This window comes from Tenacibaculum caenipelagi, assembly GCF_004363005.1.
Lineage (GTDB): Bacteria > Bacteroidota > Bacteroidia > Flavobacteriales > Flavobacteriaceae > Polaribacter > Polaribacter caenipelagi.
Map to the genome: position 1 here is coordinate 45,935 of NZ_SNYH01000005.1, position 22,058 is coordinate 67,992.

A 22,058-nucleotide genomic window follows, 5' to 3' on the forward strand; every position below is an offset into this window, starting at 1 on the left:
CTAACGTAATATGAATATTTTTGTAACCTAAATCCGAAATGATTTGAGTAAAGACAACATTTATATTTTAGGTATTGAAAGCTCTTGTGATGACACAAGTGCTTCGGTTATTTGTAACGGAAAAGTGTTAAGTAATGTAGTAGCAAACCAAGAAGTGCATGCTAAATATGGAGGTGTCGTTCCTGAATTAGCTTCAAGAGCACATCAACAAAATATTGTCCCTGTGGTACAACTAGCTATTGAACAAGCTGGCATCACTAAACATGATTTAAAGGCAATTGCTTTTACTCGCGGACCAGGTTTAATGGGGTCTTTGCTTGTTGGTACTTCTTTTGCTAAATCTTTAGCCTTGGGCCTTAATATTCCTTTGATTGATGTTAACCATATGCAAGCACATATTTTAGCGCATTTTATTAAAGAGGAAAACAGTAAAATTCCACCTTTCCCTTTTGTTTGCTTAACCATAAGTGGCGGACATACACAAATTGTAAAAATCACCAATCATTTTGAAATGGAGATTTTAGGTGAAACTATTGATGATGCCGTTGGTGAAGCTTTTGATAAGTCGGCAAAAATATTAGGATTACCTTATCCTGGTGGGCCTTTGATTGATAAATATGCTCAATTAGGAAACTCTAAAGCCTTTAAGTTTACCAAACCTAAAGTAGGTGATTTAGAATTCAGTTTTAGTGGATTAAAAACAGGAATCTTATATTTTATTCAAAAAAACATCAAAGAAAACCCTGATTTTATCAAAGAAAACCTTCATGATATTTGTGCTTCAATTCAATATACCATTATTGAAATTTTAATGGATAAGCTCAAAAACACTGTAAAACAAACTGAGATTAAACACATTGCCATTGCCGGAGGAGTTTCTGCCAATTCAGAAATTAGAAAGCGCTTAGCTTTAGCTGAGAAACACTGGGGCTGGACAACCTATATCCCTAAATTTGAATATACAACAGATAATGCAGCAATGATAGCTATTGCTGGATATTTAAAATACTTAAACAACGATTATTCTGATATTTCAATCACTGCGCAAGCACGATTAAAAGTTACTGAATAACTCCTAATTAAATAGTAATGAACAATTTTAAAAGCCGATTTCTTTTTAATATAACGTATTATTTTTTGTGGGTAGTTTACTTTTTATTTGCTCGTCTTTTATTTCTATCTTACTATATTGATAAAACCTCTGAGTTAAACTTTGTTACCACATTAAAAACGTTTTTATACGGTATTCAATTAGATTTTTCTTTTGCCGCTTATATAGCTGCTATTCCATTTTTAATCAACCTCCTTTCTATTTGGATTCCAAATAAAATCATAAATAAACTCATTAAAGGATACACTTTTCCAATCATTTTCATCATCAATTTATTTATGTTGATTGATATTGTTTTGTACAAATCTTGGGGGGTTCGAATCGATTCAACCTTGTTAAACTACATTAACACTCCAAAAGCAATGTTAGCTTCAGTATCAACAATACAACTTGTTGGAGGAATATCAATTTGGGTAATACTTTCTTTAGGAGTAGCTTATTGTTTCAATAAAGTTTTAAATAAAGTTCTTAATAAACTAAACACTGGCAATTTTTTAGAGGCTCCTGTTTTTCTTTTACTCATAGGAGCATTAATTATTCCTATTCGAGGTGGTTTTGCAAACATTCCTATCAATCAAAGCAATGTTTATTTTTCAACCAATATGTTTGCTAACCATGCAGCCGTAAATTTTATATGGAATTTTGCAAACACCATAAGTCACAGAACAAATGGAAAAAATCCTTATACTCATTACAAAAAAGATACAGCTCAACACATTATTGATAAAACTCGAAATCAGCTTTTAACTGCTAATACAGATTCTATCTTAAACATTAAAAAACCCAATGTAATTATACTTGTTTGGGAAAGTCTATCTGCAAAAGCTGTAGGCGCTTTAGGAGGAGAACCTGATGTTACCGAAAACCTTAACAAGCTTGCTAAAGAAGGAATTTTATTTACTAATTTTTACGGAAATGGAGACAGAACCGACAAAGGAGTTCCCGCTATTTTAAGTGGCTACTACCCGCAACCTACTTCAAGCATCATGAAAATTCCATACAAAGCAAGAAAATTACCAATGCTTACCAAGGAAATAAAAAAGTTAGGCTATCATACTGCTTTTTACTATGGTGGTGATAGTAATTTTGGAAACATGATTACCTATTTACGCAACGGTCAAATAGATAAAATTGTAGATGGGGCTGAGTTTGATAAAGAAAATTGGAATTCAAAATGGGGAGCACATGACCATATTTTCTTAGATCGGTTTATGAAAGATTTATCTAATCCCGAACTAAAAGAACCATTTTTTGAAATAGCCTTGACCCTAACCAGTCATGAACCCTATGAATTTCCTGGTGAATATAAATTCGGAAAAAGCTCTGAAGAAAACCTTTATAGAAGCGCTCAAGCATACACCGATAAGGCCATTGGTAAATTTGTTGAAAAAGCAAAAAAACAACCTTGGTGGAATAATACTCTTCTCATCATCTTATCAGATCATGGACATCCACTACCAAAGCATAAAGGGTATTTTAACTCTCCTAAAAGGTTTCAAATCCCGATGGTATGGTTAGGAGGAGCCCTTGCTAAAACAGGGATTATTATTGATAATATAAGTGCTCAAAGCGATTTAGCTTATACCTTAACAGATATATTAGGAGGTAATCCAGAACAATTTCAGTTTGGAAAACAAATCTTCAATACTTCAAATAAACAATATGCTCATTTTGTATTCAATAAAGGGTTTGGTACGGTTTCTAAAGATGGAGCTTTTGTCTACGACTACGTAAGTAACAAACCCGTTATTCAAGAAGGAAACTTCCAACCATTAGATTCTTTAGGTAGAGCAATAAGTCAAACTGCTTATCAAGATTTCTTAGATAAGTAAGCCTAAAATTTATAAAACGAAAAAACAGTTAAAATCCATTTCATTACTTTTACCACATGAAATGGATTTTAACTTTATTCTTAATAGCTTCTTTAGCAATTCAATCACAAAATTTACCAAAAGGTTTTTCGTATATAAATGACATATCCCCTTCTATACAAAAAGAATTAAGATACTGTAGTAATGATAATTTCATTGGCTCTCCTGTTAATGGTTACGAAGAAAGTGTACTCATTGCCACAACTCCTACGGCAAAAGCATTAAAAAAAGTTCAAGACGAATTAACTGCGAAAGGCTTGAGTTTAAAAATATTTGACGCTTATCGCCCACAAACTGCTGTCAATCACTTTGTAAAATGGGCACGTGTTATAAACGACACATTAATGAAACAACAATATTACCCTGAGGTTAACAAACGTCATCTATTTAAGTTAGGGTATATCGCTTCAAAATCAGGGCATTCAAGAGGTAGTACAGTAGACTTAACCGTTGTAGACTTGAAAACAGGAAAAGAGTTAGACATGGGAAGTCCCTATGATTTTTTTGGTATTTCGTCACATATCACTTATGAAAACCTAACTGAACAACAAAAGAAAAACAGGCAATTGTTACAACGAGTGATGCGTAAGCATGGTTTTAGACCTTATATTAATGAGTGGTGGCATTTTACCTTACGAAATGAACCCTTCCCTAAAACCTATTTTGATTTTCCTGTGAAATAATTGTTTTTAACAGAATAACAACATTATAATATAAAATCGGCATTATCTTTGTGTAGATTTATTTGCAATGAACAAAAACACATATTTACTTTTTATCGTTTTTTTATGCGTCATAACCTCTAACTGTTTTGCTCAATTAGATGGTTCTTCAAGTGGTACAAAAGAAGGAAATTCTTCTTTTGGATTTAAAACTGCACCTGCCAAAGAAGTGAAAAAGTCTAACGTTTTAGATTTTAGTAATGACAATGGCTTTAAAACGGCTCATAATGAACAGCAAAAAGAGATAAAAAAACAACAAGCCAAACAAGATTTAGAAAATAAAGGGATTCTTACCAAAGCTAAAATTGCAGAAGAGCAATATCTAAAATCCTTTAAGCAAATAAATGGAATGTATAATTACCCTGTTATAGATCAGGATTTAGGTAGTTTTAGCACAAAAGGAAAAAGTGTAAATATTATATGTAGAGACTATCAATATCCTGACGGAGATATGGTTACTATTTATATTAATAAGATGCCTGTGGTAAATAACCTAACACTTCAACAACGCTATCAATCTTTTAATCTACCTTTAGACGAAGGGATTAATACCATAGAGATTGTAGCCTTAAATCAAGGAACTTCAGGTCCTAATACAGCTGCTTTCAAAATTTACAATGACGCTGGAATGCTAATTTCATCCAACGAATGGAACCTGGCTACAGGAGCAAAAGCCACTATTATAGTAGCAAAAGAGAAGTAAAACTATACTTTATTTCTTACTAAAACCTCTTCCTTAACTTTTAAGCAGAACTTTTTTTAAATTACCAAAAACTACTTACTTTTGTAGCTACGTTTTGTAATAAACAAACTTTAAAATAAACAACTAAATATATAATGAAGAAAATCACCAAAGAAACCTATATCAATTGGTATAGAGATATGCTATTTTGGAGAAAGTTTGAAGATAAACTAGCAGCTGTTTACATTCAACAAAAAGTAAGAGGTTTTTTACACTTATATAACGGTCAAGAGGCTGTTTTAGCAGGTTCATTACACGCAATGGATTTGACTAAAGATAAAATGATTACTGCATACCGTAACCACGTGCAACCAATTGGTATGGGTGAAGATCCTAAACGTGTTATGGCTGAGTTATATGGTAAAGCAACTGGTACTTCACACGGTATGGGTGGTTCAATGCATATTTTCTCTAAAGAATACCGTTTTTATGGTGGTCATGGAATTGTAGGTGGACAAATTCCTTTAGGTGCTGGTATTGCTTTTGGAGACAAATACAAAGGTAGCGATGCTGTTACTTTATGTTATTTTGGTGATGGAGCTGCACGTCAAGGTTCTTTACATGAAACTTTCAACATGGCAATGAACTGGAAATTACCAGTAGTATTTATTGTTGAAAACAACGGATATGCAATGGGAACTTCTGTTGAAAGAACCGCTAATCACACTGATATTTGGAAATTAGGTTTAGGATACGAAATGCCTTGTGGACCAGTAGATGGAATGAATCCTATTAAGGTTGCTGAAGCTGTTGATGAAGCTATTCAAAGAGCCCGTCGTGGTGATGGACCAACTTTCTTAGAAATGAAAACATATCGTTATAGAGGTCACTCTATGTCTGATGCTCAACACTACCGTACTAAAGAAGAAGTTGAAGAGTACAAAAAAATAGATCCTATTACTCAAGTTTTAGATATCATCAAAGAAAAAAACTACGCTTCTGAAGATGAAATCAAAGCCATTGATAAAGAAGTAAAAGATTTAGTTAAGGAATGTGAAAAATTCGCAGAAGAATCACCATATCCAGAATTAAATCAATTATACGATATGGTATACGAACAAGAAGATTACCCATTTATAAAATCTAAGTAAACTATGGCTACAATTATAAACATGCCTCGCTTAAGCGATACGATGGAAGAAGGAGTGGTAGCTTCTTGGTTGAAAAAAGTAGGAGACAAAGTTGAAGAAGGTGATATTCTAGCTGAAATCGAAACCGATAAGGCTACTATGGAATTCGAATCTTTTCATGAGGGCACTTTATTACATATTGGTGTTCAAGAAGGAGAAACAGCTCCTGTAGATAGTTTATTAGCTATTATTGGTGAAGAAGGTGAAGATATTTCTGGTTTATTAAATGGAAACACTTCTGCTCCTGCTGAAGCAAAAACTGAAGAAGCTCCTAAAACTGAAGAACCTAAAACAGCAAGTACAAGTACTTCTATTCCTGAGGGAGTAAAAGTTGTTACGATGCCGCGTTTAAGTGATACCATGACTGAAGGTACTGTTGCTTCTTGGTTGAAAAAAGTAGGAGACAAAGTTGAAGAAGGTGATATTCTAGCTGAAATCGAAACTGACAAAGCTACAATGGAGTTTGAATCTTTCAACGAGGGTACTTTATTACATATTGGTGTTCAAGAAGGTGAAAGTGCTCCAGTAGATAGCTTATTAGCTATCATTGGTGAGGCTGGAACTGACGTTTCTTCATTAATAGAAGCACACAAATCTGGTACTATAACAAGTGCTACTTCTTCTGAAAAACAAGAAGAAGCTCCTAAAGCAACAGAAAATAAAACAGAAGCAGTTGCTACTCCAGTAGAAACTGTATCAAATAATAAAGGTGGTCGAATTTTTGCTTCTCCTTTAGCAAAGAAAATCGCTAAAGACAAAGGAATTAATTTAGCGGATATTAAAGGTTCAGGAGAAAATGGCCGTATCATCAAAAAAGATGTTGAAAACTATACTCCAGCTACTAAAGTTGAAACTCAAGTAGCTACTAGTACTCCTGCTCCATCGGCTGTTACTAACTTTGCAATTGCAGGAGAAGAAAACACTTCAGAAGTTAAGAATTCTCAAATGCGTAAAGCTATTGCAAAAGCATTAAGTAATTCTAAATTCTCTGCTCCTCACTTCTACTTAAATATTGAAGTAGATATGGACAATGCAATGGCTTCTCGTAAAACCATTAATGCAATTCCTGACACTAAAATATCATTCAACGATATGGTTGTAAAGGCATGTGCAATGGCTTTGAAAAAGCATCCACAAGTAAATACTAGCTGGACGGATAATGATACTTTATTCCATAATCATATTAACGTAGGTGTTGCAGTTGCTGTAGATGAAGGTTTAGTTGTACCAGTAATTAAGCATACCGACGCATTAAGCTTAACTCAAATTGGTGCTGCAGTACGTGATTTAGCAGGAAAAGCTAGAACGAAGAAAATTGCTCCTGCCGAAATGCAAGGAAGTACTTTTACGGTTTCTAACTTAGGAATGTTCGGTATTGAAAGCTTTACTTCAATTATTAACCAACCTAACTCTGCAATTTTATCGGTAGGCGCTATCGTTCAAAAACCAGTAGTTAAAAATGGAGAAATTGTAGTTGGAAATACCATGAAGTTAACCTTAGCATGTGACCATAGAACGGTTGACGGTGCTGTTGGTGCTCAGTTTTTACAAACTTTAAAAACGTATATTGAAAACCCTGTTACGATGTTAGCATAGTTTTAATAAAATTATAATTAAAAAGCTCACCTTTTGGTGAGCTTTTTTATGAATCAAATCATCCTTTTTTAGAGTTGATAATTTTAATCACCTCTCTTGCCAATTTAGGAACCGATGCCGGATTTTGTCCTGTAACCAATCGTCCATCCACTTCAACATGTTCATCCAGTGCATTTGAATACAAGAATTTTCCTCCATGATTTTCAATTGTCTTCCTTATTAAAAACGGAAAACTTTTAAAATACTCCTTCTCTTTCTTTTCATGATCTTCAGGAAAACCATTTACACGTTTGTTTTTAACAACATATTCTCCATTATTTTTCTTTAAAAAAACAATACCAGCAGTACCATGACACACTGCACTTATAACACCTTCTTGCTTTTCATAAATATCCATAGCTATTCTTTGTATCTCCTTGTTTTTAGGCACATTAAACATAGCACTACCACCTCCAACATAATAAATAGCTTTATACTCTGATGAACTAACCTGTGCTGGTTTTTTAGTATTTTTAAGCGCATACATAAAATCACTATCGTATAAATATTTCTTCTTCATTTTTTCAGATGTATTCAAATATTTTAATGGAATAGCTCCTCCTTCAGGACTCATAATATCAATATTAAAACCTGCATCAGTAAACATTTCATAAGCCAACACTATTTCATCGAAACTATTTCCTGTAGGAATGTTTGTTCCTACATAATAGTCTGTATTCGAAACTACAAACAAAATTTTATTTCCTGTTTCAATTGACGATTCTCTAGTCGCTGTTTTACTTATAATCTTCCAGTTATTTGCAAACTTCTTCAGTAAAAAAAGGTCTACAAACCTCCATTTACGGTTAGGTATTAAGATTTCAACTTTTGCCGTAGCAATATCATTCGTTATATCAATCGAAATAATCTCTCCTATTCTACCATTAAATTCTCCTTTTTTATCAGGCGAAAAAAAACTTGAGTATTCTTCTGTTGTATATCTTTTAAACCCTTCACGACCTATTAAATATAGTGTCGCATCTTTGTAAAAAGAACTTTTAAGAGTATTCATTTTATTAAAAGAACTTCCTTCTATATAGTTATTGAGTGTTTGTTCTATCAACTCTTTATCGGAAGGCGGTAAATTAGTATCTGGACGATCTAAACTTTCATAAAACAATCTGTCGTCAGATACAAAACTCTTGTCATAATTAATTACTTTTTGTTGTTTGCTTCCATAAATACTAACTAGAAGTTTTCCCTTAGCATCCTCTTTTTCTTGTGAAAAACCGAATAGAAAAAAGAAAGACACTACTACTGTAGATATAATTTTCATTTTAAAAGATTTTAATTTGATTTCAAACCTCTTAAAACAATCTTCCTTTTTAATGATGTACTATAATTTAGGCGTCCTAAATTATAATCCTGTACTAAAAACCTTATAAAAACTGCTTTTGATATTGAGCTGGAGTTTGCCCAACCACTTTTTTAAACGTAGCGTAAAAGTTTGATTTTGAAGAAAATCCAGCTTCAAAACCTATGCTTTCTAAAGTGATTTTATGATTTTCTTTTAACAATTTCTTTGCTTCTTCAATCCTATATTCATTTAGGAATGTTGCAAAACTTTTTCCTAGATTGTCATTTAAAAACTGCGATAATTTATGAGAAGACACACCTACTTTATTAGAAATATCAGACAGTTTTATATCTGTATCCTTATACAATTCTTCTTCTTTCATTAACATATCTAGTTGTAATTTCAACGAAACCGCTTCTTTATTTTCTATTTTTTTAGCGGAGTATTTCTCTGGCAAATCTCTAAAAATAGACTCTCTATTTTTCTTAGAAAGAAACAATAACACTAATCCATAAAAAACAATAGAAAAAGTAACAGTTCCTACAAAATAAAAATAAAAATAACCAATTATATATGCCAAATAAATTAGCAGATTACTCATATAAACGGCTACCAACCATATTTCAGAAGTAGTGCAAACTTCTTTTTTTGAAAATAACTTCTTAAAAACATTCTTTAATACAAAACCAGACAACGCTACATACACACCCCAAACCAAATAAATAAACTTTACAAAATAGGTATTCCAAAAAAGCATATTGGTTACATACGGTTTTATAATCCCTACTGTAAGTACAATTAGAAGTAATATCAAAAAATGAGTTTTCCATTTTACCGGAATACTCTTTGTCTTAATTACAGAAGATTTCAAATAATAATACAATGAAATTCCTATTAAAAAACAGGCTGACAAACCTATTTGGATAATCCATAAATTTCTCTCTTCCCTAGGAGTAAATATTGTGTAAACAGACTTCCCTATTCTCACTGTTAAGAAGAAGGTTAATAACCCAAATAAAAAATTAGGAACTCTTTTTGTTTTATCAATCAATAAAAAATAAACACTAACTAAAAGGCCATTAAAAACACCTAAAGAACAAATAAAAAAAAGTAGTGGATTGTTAAACATCATATCATTAGCAAAATACTCAACTAAAATATAAAATGATGCTATTATAACTAGCTATAATTTTATTAATTTTTCAACACCTTTTGAGCTTGAACTATATGACGTTCATTATGAAAAATTACAAAACGAAACGTATCTCCTAATCTAAATTTTAATAAAGGCAGTGTTATTGCTGTTTTAATTCTAGTTAAATCTTTTTGTTTAGCTTCCTCAAGTAACTCTAATAGTTTTTTCTGATTGTTTAAAAAGTTAGTTATTACTTCTTTAGTATTTAACTTTGAATAGATCGGGTTCTTACTCTTAAATGTATTCATCGTTTTCATACCTTCTTTCGGCAACATACTTACTGCAAACTTGTTACCCCAATACCCAGATTTAAAAGTAGTTGATTTATGGTGTTTAGAGTTTTGTAGTTGCTTTTGTATTTCATCATTGTAAAAATCTGCGTACAAGTTTAAATGTTCCAAACACTCAACAACCGACCAAGGCTTTGTATCTTTTTTTCTTTGCAAGTCAACTTCTGAAAATTCATTTAGTGATTGCACAAATTGAATATGAGCATTTACATATTGCTTTAGCTCTTCTAACAATGCTTCTGTTTTAAAAATCATCTTTTAAAATTTTCTTCAAAATTGACTCTTTTATAATGAAAAAATCTTGAGGCTAATCAAGAGTTTTTAAAATTCTTGATAATGTTTCTGGGGTCATTCTTAAATAAGAAGCTATATATTTTAAAGGAATCTCTTGAAATACTTGTGGACTCCTATGTAGTACATTTTCAAAACGCTTTTGTGGTGAATAAGTTATTAAATCTATTTCTCGTTCTATTTGTTGGTACACAAAACTTTGTAGTAATTGTTCCCATATCTTTTTATTTTCTTCAGAAGCTTGCATAAGTACTGTAAAACCTTTTTTAGAAATCTTCTTTAAACGACATTTCTTTAATGTTTGTATATAAAACTTTGTTGGTTGTTCAGTTAAAAAAGAGTCTAACGCTGTTATTATAGAGTTTTTGTACCCAAATCGAATAGTATGCTCTTCTTCATCCTCAATAAAAACACGTAAACTTCCTTCTTCTACTAAAAATAAATCGGAGTTTATAGCATCTTTAGTTACTAAATATTCATTTCTTTTAAGAACAATTTCTCCCTCCCAATTAGATTCTAAAATCCCTAAGAGCTTCTGATAAAAATCCATTAAAATAAGCTTGTTTGATTGGTTTGATGCTTGTCAAATTTAGAAAAATCTAATGGAGGTAAATGTTGATCTTTTAAATACATATTTTTCGCAAGCTTAAATTGCATTTTTATTTGTTCGGCTATCTTACCTTCTCCTCGCATTCTATTTCCATAGCGTGAATCATTTAATGTTCCTCCATGACAATCTTCTATTTGATGTAAAATTTTCTCTGCTCTATCCGGATAGGTTTTACGCAACCAATTGGTAAAAATTTCTCCTATGGCCCCATTTAAACGCACTATTGTATATCCTATTGATTTTGCTCCTAATTCACTTACTTTCTTTACTAATGGAAGTATTTCATGACTATTAATAGAAGGAATAATAGGTGCCATCATTACATTGACAGGAATATTATGTTCAGTTAATATTTGAACTGTTTCTAATCTTTTCTTGATAGATGCTGTTCTAGGCTCCACCAATCTTCTTGTTTCTTCAGATAGTGATGTAATAGATATACTTACCCTTACTAAATTTAAAGCTGCCATTTCTTTTAAAATATCTAAATCACGAAGAATTAAAGCGTTTTTGGTTATCATACTTACAGGATGCTTCAACTTTAATAATATTTGTAGCATTTTTCGGGTAATCTCCAACTTCTTTTCAATAGGCTGATAACAATCTGTATTTCCAGAAAACATAATATCTTGTGGTTTCCAACCTTTACTCCGAAGTTTTTTTTCTAGTAATTCTGGTGCATTAGCTTTGTATAAAATTTTACGCTCAAAATCCAAACCTACTGAATACCCCCAATATTCATGAGTATTACGCGCATAACAGTAAATACATCCATGTTCACAGCCTTGATAAGGATTCATGGAATAAGAAAAACCAATGTCTGGGCTCGTCACTTTATTTAGAATTGTTTTGGGATAAATTTCTAAATAAGATGTTTTGTTATTGTCTGCCGATTCATTTTCAGCATCACAATAATTCAAGAAATCATCCAATACCTCACGTTGATGTTGTAAAAACTTGTTATGTGTATTATGTTGTGCACCACGCCCTTTAATGTAGTCCATAATATCTAAATAAAACGTTACTAAAATTGTCTTTAGAATGATGCTATCGAGAACACGTTAAAACAACCTCTCAATACAATTTCGACAGAGAATCGAAATCATCCGAAGTGACGTTATAAAATTACAAGAAAAGAAAACACAAAAGTGTTAATATTGACAAATTTATCAACCCTCCTAAGGTTTCACTAGTATTTTTTTAACAGCTATTTGACGCCCCTCTTTTAGTAAACGAACAAATAACAAGCCTGTTTTAAAATTTGGTATCGGAATAGTTTGCCTAATTTTTTGAAGCTTGTTTGTATAAATTACTCTTCCTGTAACATCAACTATTTCTATATCTAAATCATTTCCTCTAGAATATAAAAACATTCCTTCTGAAGCTGTTACTGGGTTTGGATATATTTTTAAGGTATTATCAAAAGGGAAACTTATATCTATAACATCTGTATAAATTTCTGAACCATCATTTAAAATAATCCGAGCTCTGTATTCATTTTCACCTCCTAAAACACCACTATCATCTACTTGAAGTTCTTGAGTATTGGGATTTGTAAAAGTTTTTATTATTTCAGTATCTCCATTTAGAGTCTTTTCAAAAACAACAGACGCCACATTTTTCAAGGTACTTAAACTTAATCGTATATCAACAACATTTTCATCTTTTATAAAAGCTAAGAAACTCTTATAGTAGCAGTAAATAGATTGCAAATCATAATTTATCGTTTGCCCCTTAACTCCTTTTTCCACATCAAAAACAGGGGTTATAGATATATATGGCGTTTTAAATGTATTTTTTGGTATAACTACACTCGTTTCATTTAATGTTGTATTAGTATGCATATGAGTTTCCTCTAAAAGCTGCACATCATAAGCAATTGCATTAGAAACAGCCTCCCAACTAAATTGAATATTTTCATCACAGTTATAGTCTATAGTAGGAGTGATAATATCAGATACTACAAACTCATCGGAGGCATAATAAACTCCATTAATTAAAGCTCTTAATTGCACTACACCGTTAGTTTCAGGAGTATTCCAAAGCAAAAAAGGACTCGAAACATTTGTTGAATTCACAACTTCTACCCAACCTCCGTTGTTTATCGAATATTCTATTTTACTTATAGGGTTCCCTAAATTGTTTGTCCATCTTATATACTTATCTGTTTTGGTAGGTAGCTGATCGTTTTTTGTTGGATAATTCCAGGTAAATACATTTTTAGGTTGAATAAAATACGAGATAGAAAATGATTGTGAATAAGTTGCTAGTGAGTTTGCTTTTACCTTCAATTTATACGTTCCTTCTTCAGGATTATCAATTGTAATTAATTCTACATTGTTTATATGGTCTTCTCCTTGTACCGCTTCTTTTTCCAAAGAATCTAAAGATGGTGTAGCATCTAAAACCCATGGAAACCACGTATTAGAATCTTTACTCATTTCTAAATCAAGATCGTTAACCAACGCTATATTATCGTAAACATTTGCTGGAACATCATTCCAAACTAAGGCTATTCTTACTTCTTGAGTTGTTGCATTAATAGGTATCAAGTACTCTTTAACTTCATTACTTGAAATTACATCATTAATATAACTACCATCGTCTAAAACCTTCATACTTTGAGATGCGTCTACATTTCCATAACCGCTTTTAAAATCAATTCCTTTAACACCTACATCATCAGCTCCAGCTATCAATAATGATTTCACTAATGATGAGGGAGGAAATGTATTCGTGCTCTCTTTATATTTTTGCTGAAGTAAAGCTGCCACTCCCGAAACTACAGCAGCTGCATCAGAAGTCCCTTCTGGTCCATGAGCGACTAGCTCGGGTTTTATTCTTCCATCGTAAGTAGGTCCTTTAGAACTTCTCGAGTTTATGACCAACTCTTCATTTACTCCGCCAACAACTAGTATATTTTTAGCCATTTTAAAATTTCCAGTCATATTTGCATACCCAACTATTCCTTTATAGTTTCCTTCTGTAGAAGTTGCTTCTCCAGTATTACCTGAAGAAAACACATGAAGTAATTCAGGTATATCAATCGTGCTTTGATCATATGCATTGGCTTCGACTCCGTAAAAATTTTCAATCTCTGTTCCGTAAGAATGATTTTGAATAAAAATATCATTATCAATATAATAAGCATCGTTATCGGGTAGTAATGTGCTAAAATCAGAAGACGATAAATAGCCATGATAAGCAACTCCTTTAGAATCATAAGTACTATTCCCTGCTCCTCCTATTGTAGTAGCCATTAAAGTTGCATGACTAGAGGTACTTTCAGACTCATTTCCATACAACTTTATTCTATTTCTTAAATCTATATCTTCTACATCAAATAGTAACTCCTTGACAGAAACTGTAATTCCTTCTCCATTAATCGTGTTATAATCGTTATGAACATCGTATACATTATTGACACTTAAATCTACTTTTTCTATTGAAATCGCTTCTGGTTTTGGAGTAAGTTGTGTATCTATATAAATACTTTGATATAGTGAAGCTATTTTAACTATCTCATTTGAAGACACTTCTAAGGTTAAAAGGTCTTTATATCTATGTAATATTTTAATATTTAGGTTTTTCCCAGCTACTTCTTTCAAAAAACTTTTTGAATTAATTGTTTTTACTACAATTTTTACCCTTTTATTTTTTTTCTTAGATAACTCTGTACTTCTGTTTGACAGTTTCCAATTATTATTTATATCAAACAAATCTCCTTTAAAAGTAAAACCGTTAACTTCCTCTTTTTTAGTTACTATAAAAAAATTATCATCCAATTTTCTTATAATATTTATCGATTTTTTGTTTAATATTAAGTCTTTTTTACTAATCAGATAATATTTTTTTTTCAATATCTTTTTCTCTAATTTCTTTGGCTCAATTTTTTTAACATTAAGAGGAAAATCAACTTGGGAGTATGCCTTGAAGGTAAAAAACACACCACAAAAAAAAAGAAAAAAAAGCCTCATAAAATATATTTTATTCATACAAATAAAATGCTTTTTTTGCATATTTCATTACAAAAACATACATTTACTAACGAATTTTAAAAAACTAACCCTTCAAAAAATGAAAAAACTAAAATTATCGCTATTACTAAGTGTAGTAGCTTTCGCAGTTATTTTCTTTGCTGCGTGTAACTCTGAGGACAACACTCCTACTAATGAAATTAGTGAAATTACTCCTGAAATAGCTTCAAAATTGCAAGCTGCTTATTTCGAAACTTCTTCTGCTAAAGTAACAACCTTCATGGGAGAAAAAGGGGTGGCTGTTGAAGACATGTTCTTTACTCTTGCTCAAATTGATGAGTTGGGTGAAGGCTCTCAAATTCCAAACACCGAACATTACAGAACAACTAATTTAGTAACTGGTTTACCTAGAGTTATTACTGTAAGTGTTTCGCCTGATTTAGGAACTTTAGGTTCTAATGCCTTAGATAAAACAATCAGCATGCTAAACAACTTAGGGGCTCAATTAACATATCAAAGAGTTTCTTTTGGTGGTAAAGGAAAATCTAAAGCCGATATAGAAGTTACAGAATTTTATGAACTTGAAAGTGGAGGATACATTACGTTAGGTAGAGCAGCTGGTTTCCCTACTAGAAGAGGAGATCCTGCTAAAGGTTTTGGTATAAACAGTAGATGGTTCGAATTATCAATCGCACCGACTGCTAATGAACTTGCTGGTACGATGGCACATGAAATAGGACATTGTATCGGGTTCCGTCATACAGACTATCAAACACGTGAAAGCTGTGGGCAAAATGTTAACGAAGGTAGTGCCGGAGTTGGAGCTATTCATATTGATGGTACTCCTACTGGTTCTGACAACACTTCAATTATGCAATCTTGCGGACCAGCTATTACTTTTAATAATAATGACAAAAATGCGATGCTAACTCTTTACTAGAAAGCCGTATTCTTAAAAATGTAAAAACCCAGATAAATAATATCTGGGTTTTATTTTTTATTTTTTTCTAGTTTTATCTAACAACCAAAAATCTGCTAACACCAAAGCTGTTAAAGCTTCTACAATTGGTACAGCTCTAGGCACAACACAAGGATCATGGCGTCCTTTTCCATGTATATCAGTAGCTTCTCCTTTTGAATTAATCGTTGCTTGATTTTGCATTATAGTAGCCACCGGTTTAAACGCTACTCGAAAATATATATCCATTCCATTTGAAATTCCGCCTTGAATTCCTCCTGATAAATTAGATTGTGTGGTTCCGTCTGTGTTAAAAATATCATTATGCTCAGATCCTTGCATTTTTGCTCCACAGAAGCCACTTCCAAACTCAAACCCCTTCACGGCATTGATTGATAACATTGCTTTTCCTAACTCTGCATGTAACTTATGAAAAATAGGTTCTCCTAAACCAACAGGCACATTTTGAGCAACACAAGTAATTGTCCCTCCAATAGTATCTCCAGCTTTACGTATTTCGTTGATTTTATCAATCATAACCTCTGCAGACTTTTCATCTGGACAACGAACAATATTACTTTCTGTCTTAGAAAAATCTAACTCTTGATACGGCTTCATTATAAAAATATCTCCAACCGACGATGTAAACGCATTAATATTGATATGCTGAATTAATTGCTTTGCTAATGCCCCTGCCACTACCCAATTAGCTGTTTCACGAGCTGAAGTTCTACCACCACCTCTATGATCTCTGATTCCATACTTTTTATCATACGTATAATCAGCATGTGAAGGACGATATACGTCTGTATTATGATTATAATCTTTACTTTTTTGATTTGTATTTTTTATAACAAATCCAATAGAGGCTCCTGTAGTAATACCTTCAAAAATTCCAGATAAAAATTCGACTGTGTCTGGCTCTTTACGTTGCGTTACTATTTTAGACTGACCAGGTTTACGACGATCCAATTCAAATTGAATCGCTTCAAAGTCAACTTTCATTCCTGCTGGGAATCCATCTATTACACCTCCAATAGCTACTCCGTGAGATTCACCGAAAGTAGTCAGTTTTAAAATATTTCCGAACGAATTAAACATACTTAAGAATTTGAGAACGAAGGTAGAATTAATTTACAAGAAAAACTACAACTTAAATATCATAATTACCATTAAAATTCACCTTCAAATGCCATTTACAAAAGTAATTTATAAAAAAACACTACTTCATTTTCCTTATAATTTACACCAAACTTATTGATAGCAAAAGCGTTACATTTACTAGGTTTTTCTACCCCAAAAAAAACTCAAAAAAAGTAGAGAAAAACTTTTTTAGAATTGAAAAAAGGTCATATATTTGCATCCGCAATCAGGAACTACCTGATAAGGCAGTCAGGAGAAATGGCAGAGTGGTCGAATGCGGCGGTCTTGAAAACCGTTGTCTGTAACAGGACCGGGGGTTCGAATCCCTCTTTCTCCGCAAGTCCGAAGCGAAAGCTTCGGACTTTTTTTTAGGGGATTAAAGAAAAAAAGCTTACTGGGGTAAGCTTTTTTCATTTCTAATTATTTTTTCTATTCTTTTCTAAATTACGCTTCTTTAAAACCTATTTTATTTTGTAAAAACACATATCCTTTATAAAATAGTATTCCGAATATTATTCCTGAAATATATCCACTAGTAACATCTACTGGAAAATGTACTCCTAAATAAAGCCTGCTGTAACCAAATATTAAAGGAAATAAAACCATAAAATAAATTACTTTATAATGCTTCCTTAACAACAAAATCATAAATGTGGTTATCGTTGTAGATAACGATGCATGCCCTGACCAAAAACTATATCCTCTAGGCTTATAAGAAAACTCTCTTAAATAACCTTTTAAACTTTCAGTATTACAAGGTCTTATTCTTTCTGTTGTATTCTTAATTAAGTTAGTGAACTGATCTGAAAAAGCCACAATTACAGCTATAAACAATAGAGTAAATACTCCTTTTTTCCACCCGAATTGCTTAAATACTAAAAACAACACCAAAACAAACAAAGGTGTCCATGTAAATTGATTAGTAATAGTTAACCAAAAACCATCCCACTGCTCGCTACCTAAATTATTAAGATAAATTAACAGCTCTTTATCTTTCTGTAATATATTTTCTATCAAAACTATTTCCCTACTTTTAATACTTCTATTTCAAAAATTAAATCTGATTTTGGAGGAATTGGACCTACTTTACGATCTCCATACCCTAAATAAGAAGGTATAAACAACCTTACCTTATCTCCTTCTCTCATCGTTTTTACTCCTTCTTTCCAACCAGCAATTAAAGGAAATTTTTCATCATCAATTGTAAAAACGAATGGCTCTCCTTTATCTAAACTTGAATCTATTTTTTTTCCGTCTGTTAAAAACAATGTGTAATGAGCTGTAGTTGGCAGTGCTGGATTTACTTTTTCACCATTTCCTTTTTGTAAGGATAATATTTTCAACCCTGAGTTAGTAGTAACAGCGTCATTAATTCCTTGCTCTTCTTGATATTTTTTCTTCAGTTCTTCTAATTTTTGTTTACGTTCTGCTTCTTTCTTCTCAACATTAGCTAATTCGTATTCAAAAACTTCTGGAGCATTAAAAGCTTTTGCTTTTTCTCCTACTCTTAAAATTTCCACACGTTCTATGTAGTCATTTTTTTGAATGGTATCTACAACATTTTGTCCTATTAAAACACGTCCAAAAACTGAATGCCCGCCATCTAACCAAGGTGTCGCTTTATGAGTAATAAAAAATTGACTAGAATTAGTAACAGGTCTTGAATAATTCGCCATCGACAATACACCAGGACCATCGTGCTTATACAATAATTTACCTTCATCATCTATAGGAAATTCATCTGCAAAAGTATACCCTGCATCTCCATTACCTTTACCTGTTCTATCTCCTCCTTGAATCATAAAATCTTTAATTACACGATGAAATATAGTACCATCATAAAAAGGTTCACCTTTTAATGAATCTGCCACTTTAGGATTAGTTCCTTCTGATAAAGACACAAAGTTTGCCACTGTCATAGGAACTTTTTCGCTAAACAATTTCACTAAAATATCTCCTTTATTTGTTTGAATATCGGCATACAGTCCGTTTTCTAAATTAGGATATTTAGCAGACTTACAAGCTGTAAACGACACTAAAACCGCAATTAAAACTTTAATTAATTTCATCTATATTAATATTTATGATTCTTTTATAAACAATCAATTAGGTTAGCAACAAGCACTAACCTAATTGATTTTCAAATATTTATATTTTACTATTTAACTTCTAACAACTCTACTTCAAAAATTAAAGCTGAAAATGGTTTGATGTGCTGACCTCTACTTTGAGCTCCGTATGCCAATTCTTGAGGGATAAAAAACTTGTATTTTGCACCTGACTTCATTAATTGCAAACCTTCAGTCCAACCTTTAATTACATCACCTACTCCAAACTCGATAGGCTCACCTTTTTCAACTGAACTATCAAACACAGTTCCATCAATTAAAGTTCCATGGTAATGAACTTTTACTCTAGAAGTCGCTTTTGGCTCCTCACCTTCTCCTTCTTTTAAAACGATGTATTGTAAACCACTATCTGTAGTTTTTACTCCATCTTTAGTTTTATTTTCTGCTAAAAACTCTTCTCCTGATTTTTTGTTATCTCCAAATTCAGCTTCAGCCTTTTTAGCTTGTTCTTCTTGCATTTTCTTCATTTTTTCTTGTTGTTTCTTCTGAAAAAATGTTCTTAAAATGTTATTGATATCTTTAGTTTCTACTAATAAGTTTGTAGAATCCATTCCGTTTTTGAACCCTTGCACAAATAAATCTTGATCCATTTCACCAAAATTTGCTTTGATTTTAGTCGCCATATCTAAACCTATAGCATAGCTTACAGAATCTACTTCTGACGTTAATGAACTTTTTTGTTTAAACTGACCGTTACTACATGAGACAATTGATAAACCTACAACTGTTGCTGCTAAAATATTGGTTAATTTCATTCTTCTTTTTTTGATTTTATATCGATTAATGTTAATGTACTTTGTATTGGCTGATTAACAGCTATTTTATTTCCATCTCCCGTAACTCCAAAAGCTCTGTACGATGGAATCACAAATGTAATAGTTTCTCCTATTTTCATCAACTTTATTCCATCTTGTAGTGCTGGTATAAAGTCTTCCTTATCTACCTTATAACTTCGTTCTTTATTTTCATAAATGATATTCCCTTCTATATCTGTTATATTGTACACTATTTGTACAACGTCTTCAAATTTAGGAGATTTTGCATTTAGAGTATCTTTTTTAACATAGGTATACCAATAACCATTAGCTGAAGTTATATATTGGTTCACCGTATCAAGTGCCATCAAACCTTCTAAATACTTTTTCTCTAAAGCATTTAGTTTTTTATTTTTCTTTACAACTTCATGATAAAAATTGGTTGTACCTTGTTGTTTTGGCCTTCTTGCTTCTGGTTCTTTACAAGAAACTAAAACAATAATAACACTGATAAAAACTAACAATCTATACTTCATACGAGGCTTCTAATTCGTGTTGATATTTAGGTAATAACGATTTAAATTTCGCTATCGTATTTTCTAGGGTATCTTCACTTTTACCACCAGCAGCATTATCATGACCTCCTCCGCCAAAATAATTTCTCGCAAATTGATTAACAGAAAAACTTCCTTTAGAGCGGAAAGAGATTTTTATAATTCCCTGTTCTTCATCTTCAATAAAAATAGCAGCAAATACAATTCCTTTTAAAGACAAGGCATAATTTACAACTCCTTCAGTATCTCCTTTCTCATAATTAAATTGTCTTTTTTCTTCTTCAGATAGTGTAATAAAGGCCGTTTTATATTCAGGCAACACCTTCATATTACTTAATGCCTTACCTAACAACAACAATCTATTGTATGAATTTGAGTCATGCACATTGCTGTGAATTCTATCATTCTCAGCTCCTTTATCTATTAGATCTGCTATAATTCTGTGCGTAGTACTCGTGGTTGAACGAAAACGAAACGAACCTGTATCCGTCATAATTCCCGTATACAAACAAGTAGCAATATCTTTATTAATCAACTCAACATCTCCCATCATTTCTATAAAATTATATACCATTTGGCAAGTAGAAGACATTGATGTATCTGAATACATATACTTAAAGTCATCTGGTTGTTGATGATGATCTATCAAAACAAAATCGTTTTCGTATTGCTCTAAAGTGTTCTGCATATCACCTCCCACCCTATGCAACGCGTTAAAATCTAATAGGAAAATAATATCCGATTTAGCTAAAGCTCTGACAGATTGCTTGTTTTGACGATCAAAACGTTTTACAGTTTCAGAACCCGGAACCCAATGTAAAAATTCTGGGTATTCATTTGGCATTAACACCTGAGTAGTGTGCCCTTTTTTATCTAAATAGTGCTTCAATCCTAAAGTAGAACCTATTGCATCTCCATCTGGATTTCTATGTCCTATAATCACAATATCTCTAGGCTGTGATAAAAATTCTTGTAGTTCTGTAAAGTGCTTTAAAATCATAAATGGCGAAGATACAAATTAATGCTATATTAACCTTTCTGCGTTATTCTTTTTGTTTATTCGTAAATAAAAACACCACTATGACATACAGCAAACCTCAAAGCTAACCCATACAATGAGAAGACAATTTTAGGAACCTCTCAATGGAAATAACTTACTAACGAACTGACAAACTCTACTGCTATTTTTACTATCATTGTTAGCAGTGTACAAGTGCTTTCAAAAGAACACGAATTTAAAAAAGGATAATTTTCCTCATGAAGTTGATTAATTATTTAGCTTGATTAACAACTCAACAAACACCAATATAATTCTTCTTTCAGGTGACAGACATATTTCAGAGTTTTCTGAAACCTCTATTGAAGGAGTAAACTACTCAATAATTGATTTCACATCAAGCGAACACACTCATGCGTATTCTTCTTTTACTTCGGAATAGAACAACTACAGAATTGGTAATGTTATAAACTCGTTAAGTTACGGTACGCTACTTTTTGATTTCGAAACTAAAAAAGTTACCTTTCAAATGCGCTGTAAAAACAACACTATTCTTCAAGAAATTAACCAAACATACCCTTAACTTGCCAGTAACATTAAAAAGTGTATTTTTGCGCCGATTTATATAACATTTGTATAAATAACAACAAT

Annotated in this window: 20 protein-coding genes and 1 tRNA gene; 9 read left to right on the top strand and 12 right to left on the bottom strand. The window is 32.0% G+C overall.

The annotated features are described in order from the left end of the window. The first annotated feature begins 43 nt into the window (after nucleotides 1-43). The 6 genes from tsaD to DFQ07_RS11200 all read left to right on the top strand — a co-directional run bounded on the left by tsaD (nucleotide 44) and on the right by DFQ07_RS11200 (nucleotide 7,172). On the top strand, nucleotides 44-1,072 hold the full coding sequence (gene tsaD / locus DFQ07_RS11175; RefSeq protein ID WP_133536886.1) for a tRNA (adenosine(37)-N6)-threonylcarbamoyltransferase complex transferase subunit TsaD: 1,029 nt from the start codon (nucleotides 44-46) through the stop codon (nucleotides 1,070-1,072). Nucleotides 1,073-1,089: 17 nt separating this feature from the next. Further along, nucleotides 1,090-2,943, top strand: coding sequence for an LTA synthase family protein (locus tag DFQ07_RS11180; protein WP_243743970.1), 1,854 nt, complete (start codon nucleotides 1,090-1,092; stop codon nucleotides 2,941-2,943). Between the two features lie 56 nt (nucleotides 2,944-2,999). Beyond that, entirely contained in the window at nucleotides 3,000-3,665 is a 666-nt protein-coding gene (locus DFQ07_RS11185; RefSeq protein ID WP_133536888.1) for a M15 family metallopeptidase, read from the top strand. Between the two features lie 67 nt (nucleotides 3,666-3,732). Continuing rightward, nucleotides 3,733-4,407 (top strand): hypothetical protein, encoded by a 675-nt coding sequence (locus DFQ07_RS11190; RefSeq protein WP_133536890.1) that lies wholly within the window; start codon nucleotides 3,733-3,735, stop codon nucleotides 4,405-4,407. A gap of 134 nt (nucleotides 4,408-4,541) precedes the next feature. Then, a complete protein-coding gene (gene pdhA, locus DFQ07_RS11195; RefSeq protein ID WP_133536892.1) occupies nucleotides 4,542-5,537 on the top strand; it encodes a pyruvate dehydrogenase (acetyl-transferring) E1 component subunit alpha in 996 nt (331 codons plus the stop codon). 3 nt (nucleotides 5,538-5,540) lie between these two features. Next, complete coding sequence (locus DFQ07_RS11200) at nucleotides 5,541-7,172, top strand: pyruvate dehydrogenase complex dihydrolipoamide acetyltransferase (RefSeq protein WP_133536894.1); 1,632 nt, start codon at nucleotides 5,541-5,543, stop codon at nucleotides 7,170-7,172. 58 nt (nucleotides 7,173-7,230) lie between these two features. On the opposite strand, the gene DFQ07_RS11205 is transcribed toward DFQ07_RS11200, so the two are convergent. The 6 genes from DFQ07_RS11205 to DFQ07_RS11230 all read right to left on the bottom strand — a co-directional run bounded on the left by DFQ07_RS11205 (nucleotide 7,231) and on the right by DFQ07_RS11230 (nucleotide 14,679). After that, complete coding sequence (locus DFQ07_RS11205) at nucleotides 7,231-8,487, bottom strand: nuclear transport factor 2 family protein (protein ID WP_133536896.1); 1,257 nt, start codon at nucleotides 8,485-8,487, stop codon at nucleotides 7,231-7,233. A gap of 103 nt (nucleotides 8,488-8,590) precedes the next feature. Next, on the bottom strand, nucleotides 8,591-9,322 hold the full coding sequence (locus DFQ07_RS11210) for a helix-turn-helix domain-containing protein (protein ID WP_166627773.1): 732 nt from the start codon (nucleotides 9,320-9,322) through the stop codon (nucleotides 8,591-8,593). A 380-nt stretch (nucleotides 9,323-9,702) separates the two neighbouring features. Beyond that, nucleotides 9,703-10,248, bottom strand: coding sequence for a DinB family protein (locus DFQ07_RS11215; protein ID WP_133536900.1), 546 nt, complete (start codon nucleotides 10,246-10,248; stop codon nucleotides 9,703-9,705). Nucleotides 10,249-10,300: 52 nt separating this feature from the next. Continuing rightward, on the bottom strand, nucleotides 10,301-10,834 hold the full coding sequence (locus tag DFQ07_RS11220) for a Crp/Fnr family transcriptional regulator (RefSeq protein WP_133536902.1): 534 nt from the start codon (nucleotides 10,832-10,834) through the stop codon (nucleotides 10,301-10,303). Continuing rightward, nucleotides 10,834-11,898 (bottom strand): PA0069 family radical SAM protein, encoded by a 1,065-nt coding sequence (locus tag DFQ07_RS11225; protein ID WP_133536904.1) that lies wholly within the window; start codon nucleotides 11,896-11,898, stop codon nucleotides 10,834-10,836. Before DFQ07_RS11225 ends, DFQ07_RS11220 begins: the two co-directional genes overlap by 1 nt. Before the next feature lie 174 nt (nucleotides 11,899-12,072). After that, nucleotides 12,073-14,679: a S8 family peptidase gene (locus DFQ07_RS11230; RefSeq protein WP_208107695.1), complete on the bottom strand. Its 2,607-nt coding sequence runs from the start codon at nucleotides 14,677-14,679 to the stop codon at nucleotides 12,073-12,075. A gap of 292 nt (nucleotides 14,680-14,971) precedes the next feature. On the opposite strand from DFQ07_RS11230, the gene DFQ07_RS11235 reads away from it, so the two are divergent. Then, nucleotides 14,972-15,811 carry a M57 family metalloprotease gene (locus tag DFQ07_RS11235; protein ID WP_208107696.1) on the top strand — a complete coding sequence of 280 codons (840 nt, stop codon included), beginning with the start codon at nucleotides 14,972-14,974 and terminating at the stop codon, nucleotides 15,809-15,811. 57 nt (nucleotides 15,812-15,868) lie between these two features. Here DFQ07_RS11235 and aroC read toward each other — a convergent pair whose 3' ends face one another. After that, the gene (aroC, locus tag DFQ07_RS11240; protein ID WP_133536908.1) at nucleotides 15,869-16,930 is read right to left on the bottom strand and encodes a chorismate synthase; all 1,062 of its coding nucleotides are present in this window, start codon (nucleotides 16,928-16,930) and stop codon (nucleotides 15,869-15,871) included. Between the two features lie 294 nt (nucleotides 16,931-17,224). Here aroC and DFQ07_RS11245 point away from each other — a divergent pair. After that, nucleotides 17,225-17,309, top strand: a tRNA-Ser gene (locus tag DFQ07_RS11245). Between the two features lie 107 nt (nucleotides 17,310-17,416). Here DFQ07_RS11245 and DFQ07_RS11250 read toward each other — a convergent pair. The 5 genes from DFQ07_RS11250 to DFQ07_RS11270 form a co-directional block, all read right to left on the bottom strand. Then, nucleotides 17,417-17,989: a phosphatase PAP2 family protein gene (locus DFQ07_RS11250; protein WP_243743971.1), complete on the bottom strand. Its 573-nt coding sequence runs from the start codon at nucleotides 17,987-17,989 to the stop codon at nucleotides 17,417-17,419. A 2-nt stretch (nucleotides 17,990-17,991) separates the two neighbouring features. Next, nucleotides 17,992-19,041 (bottom strand): peptidylprolyl isomerase, encoded by a 1,050-nt coding sequence (locus DFQ07_RS11255; protein ID WP_133536910.1) that lies wholly within the window; start codon nucleotides 19,039-19,041, stop codon nucleotides 17,992-17,994. A gap of 89 nt (nucleotides 19,042-19,130) precedes the next feature. Next, the gene (locus tag DFQ07_RS11260; protein ID WP_133536912.1) at nucleotides 19,131-19,856 is read right to left on the bottom strand and encodes an FKBP-type peptidyl-prolyl cis-trans isomerase; all 726 of its coding nucleotides are present in this window, start codon (nucleotides 19,854-19,856) and stop codon (nucleotides 19,131-19,133) included. Then, nucleotides 19,853-20,392 (bottom strand): gliding motility-associated peptidyl-prolyl isomerase GldI, encoded by a 540-nt coding sequence (gldI, locus tag DFQ07_RS11265; protein WP_133536914.1) that lies wholly within the window; start codon nucleotides 20,390-20,392, stop codon nucleotides 19,853-19,855. The genes DFQ07_RS11260 and gldI overlap by 4 nt, the downstream gene beginning before the upstream one ends. Next, nucleotides 20,382-21,410, bottom strand: a complete 1,029-nt coding sequence (locus DFQ07_RS11270; protein WP_133536917.1) for a DHH family phosphoesterase — start codon at nucleotides 21,408-21,410, stop codon at nucleotides 20,382-20,384. Before DFQ07_RS11270 ends, gldI begins: the two co-directional genes overlap by 11 nt. Before the next feature lie 280 nt (nucleotides 21,411-21,690). Between DFQ07_RS11270 and DFQ07_RS15610 the strand changes: the two genes are divergently transcribed. Continuing rightward, on the top strand, nucleotides 21,691-21,849 hold the full coding sequence (locus tag DFQ07_RS15610; protein ID WP_166627775.1) for a hypothetical protein: 159 nt from the start codon (nucleotides 21,691-21,693) through the stop codon (nucleotides 21,847-21,849). The last annotated feature ends 209 nt before the right edge of the window (nucleotides 21,850-22,058 follow it).

Bases quoted from the DNA above. Each gene is read 5' to 3' on its own strand.
- DFQ07_RS11270 (WP_133536917.1), bottom strand. From the start codon at position 21,410: ATGATTTTAAAGCACTTTACAGAACTACAAGAATTTTTATCACAGCCT.
- DFQ07_RS11235 (WP_208107696.1), top strand. From the start codon at position 14,972: ATGAAAAAACTAAAATTATCGCTATTACTAAGTGTAGTAGCTTTCGCA.
- DFQ07_RS11205 (WP_133536896.1), bottom strand. From the start codon at position 8,487: ATGAAAATTATATCTACAGTAGTAGTGTCTTTCTTTTTTCTATTCGGT.
- DFQ07_RS11215 (WP_133536900.1), bottom strand. From the start codon at position 10,248: ATGATTTTTAAAACAGAAGCATTGTTAGAAGAGCTAAAGCAATATGTA.
- DFQ07_RS11220 (WP_133536902.1), bottom strand. From the start codon at position 10,834: ATGGATTTTTATCAGAAGCTCTTAGGGATTTTAGAATCTAATTGGGAG.
- DFQ07_RS11190 (WP_133536890.1), top strand. From the start codon at position 3,733: ATGAACAAAAACACATATTTACTTTTTATCGTTTTTTTATGCGTCATA.
- DFQ07_RS11180 (WP_243743970.1), top strand. From the start codon at position 1,090: ATGAACAATTTTAAAAGCCGATTTCTTTTTAATATAACGTATTATTTT.
- DFQ07_RS11225 (WP_133536904.1), bottom strand. From the start codon at position 11,898: ATGGACTACATTAAAGGGCGTGGTGCACAACATAATACACATAACAAG.
- gldI (WP_133536914.1), bottom strand. From the start codon at position 20,392: ATGAAGTATAGATTGTTAGTTTTTATCAGTGTTATTATTGTTTTAGTT.
- aroC (WP_133536908.1), bottom strand. From the start codon at position 16,930: ATGTTTAATTCGTTCGGAAATATTTTAAAACTGACTACTTTCGGTGAA.
- pdhA (WP_133536892.1), top strand. From the start codon at position 4,542: ATGAAGAAAATCACCAAAGAAACCTATATCAATTGGTATAGAGATATG.
- DFQ07_RS11255 (WP_133536910.1), bottom strand. From the start codon at position 19,041: ATGAAATTAATTAAAGTTTTAATTGCGGTTTTAGTGTCGTTTACAGCT.
- DFQ07_RS11200 (WP_133536894.1), top strand. From the start codon at position 5,541: ATGGCTACAATTATAAACATGCCTCGCTTAAGCGATACGATGGAAGAA.
- DFQ07_RS11185 (WP_133536888.1), top strand. From the start codon at position 3,000: ATGAAATGGATTTTAACTTTATTCTTAATAGCTTCTTTAGCAATTCAA.
- DFQ07_RS11260 (WP_133536912.1), bottom strand. From the start codon at position 19,856: ATGAAATTAACCAATATTTTAGCAGCAACAGTTGTAGGTTTATCAATT.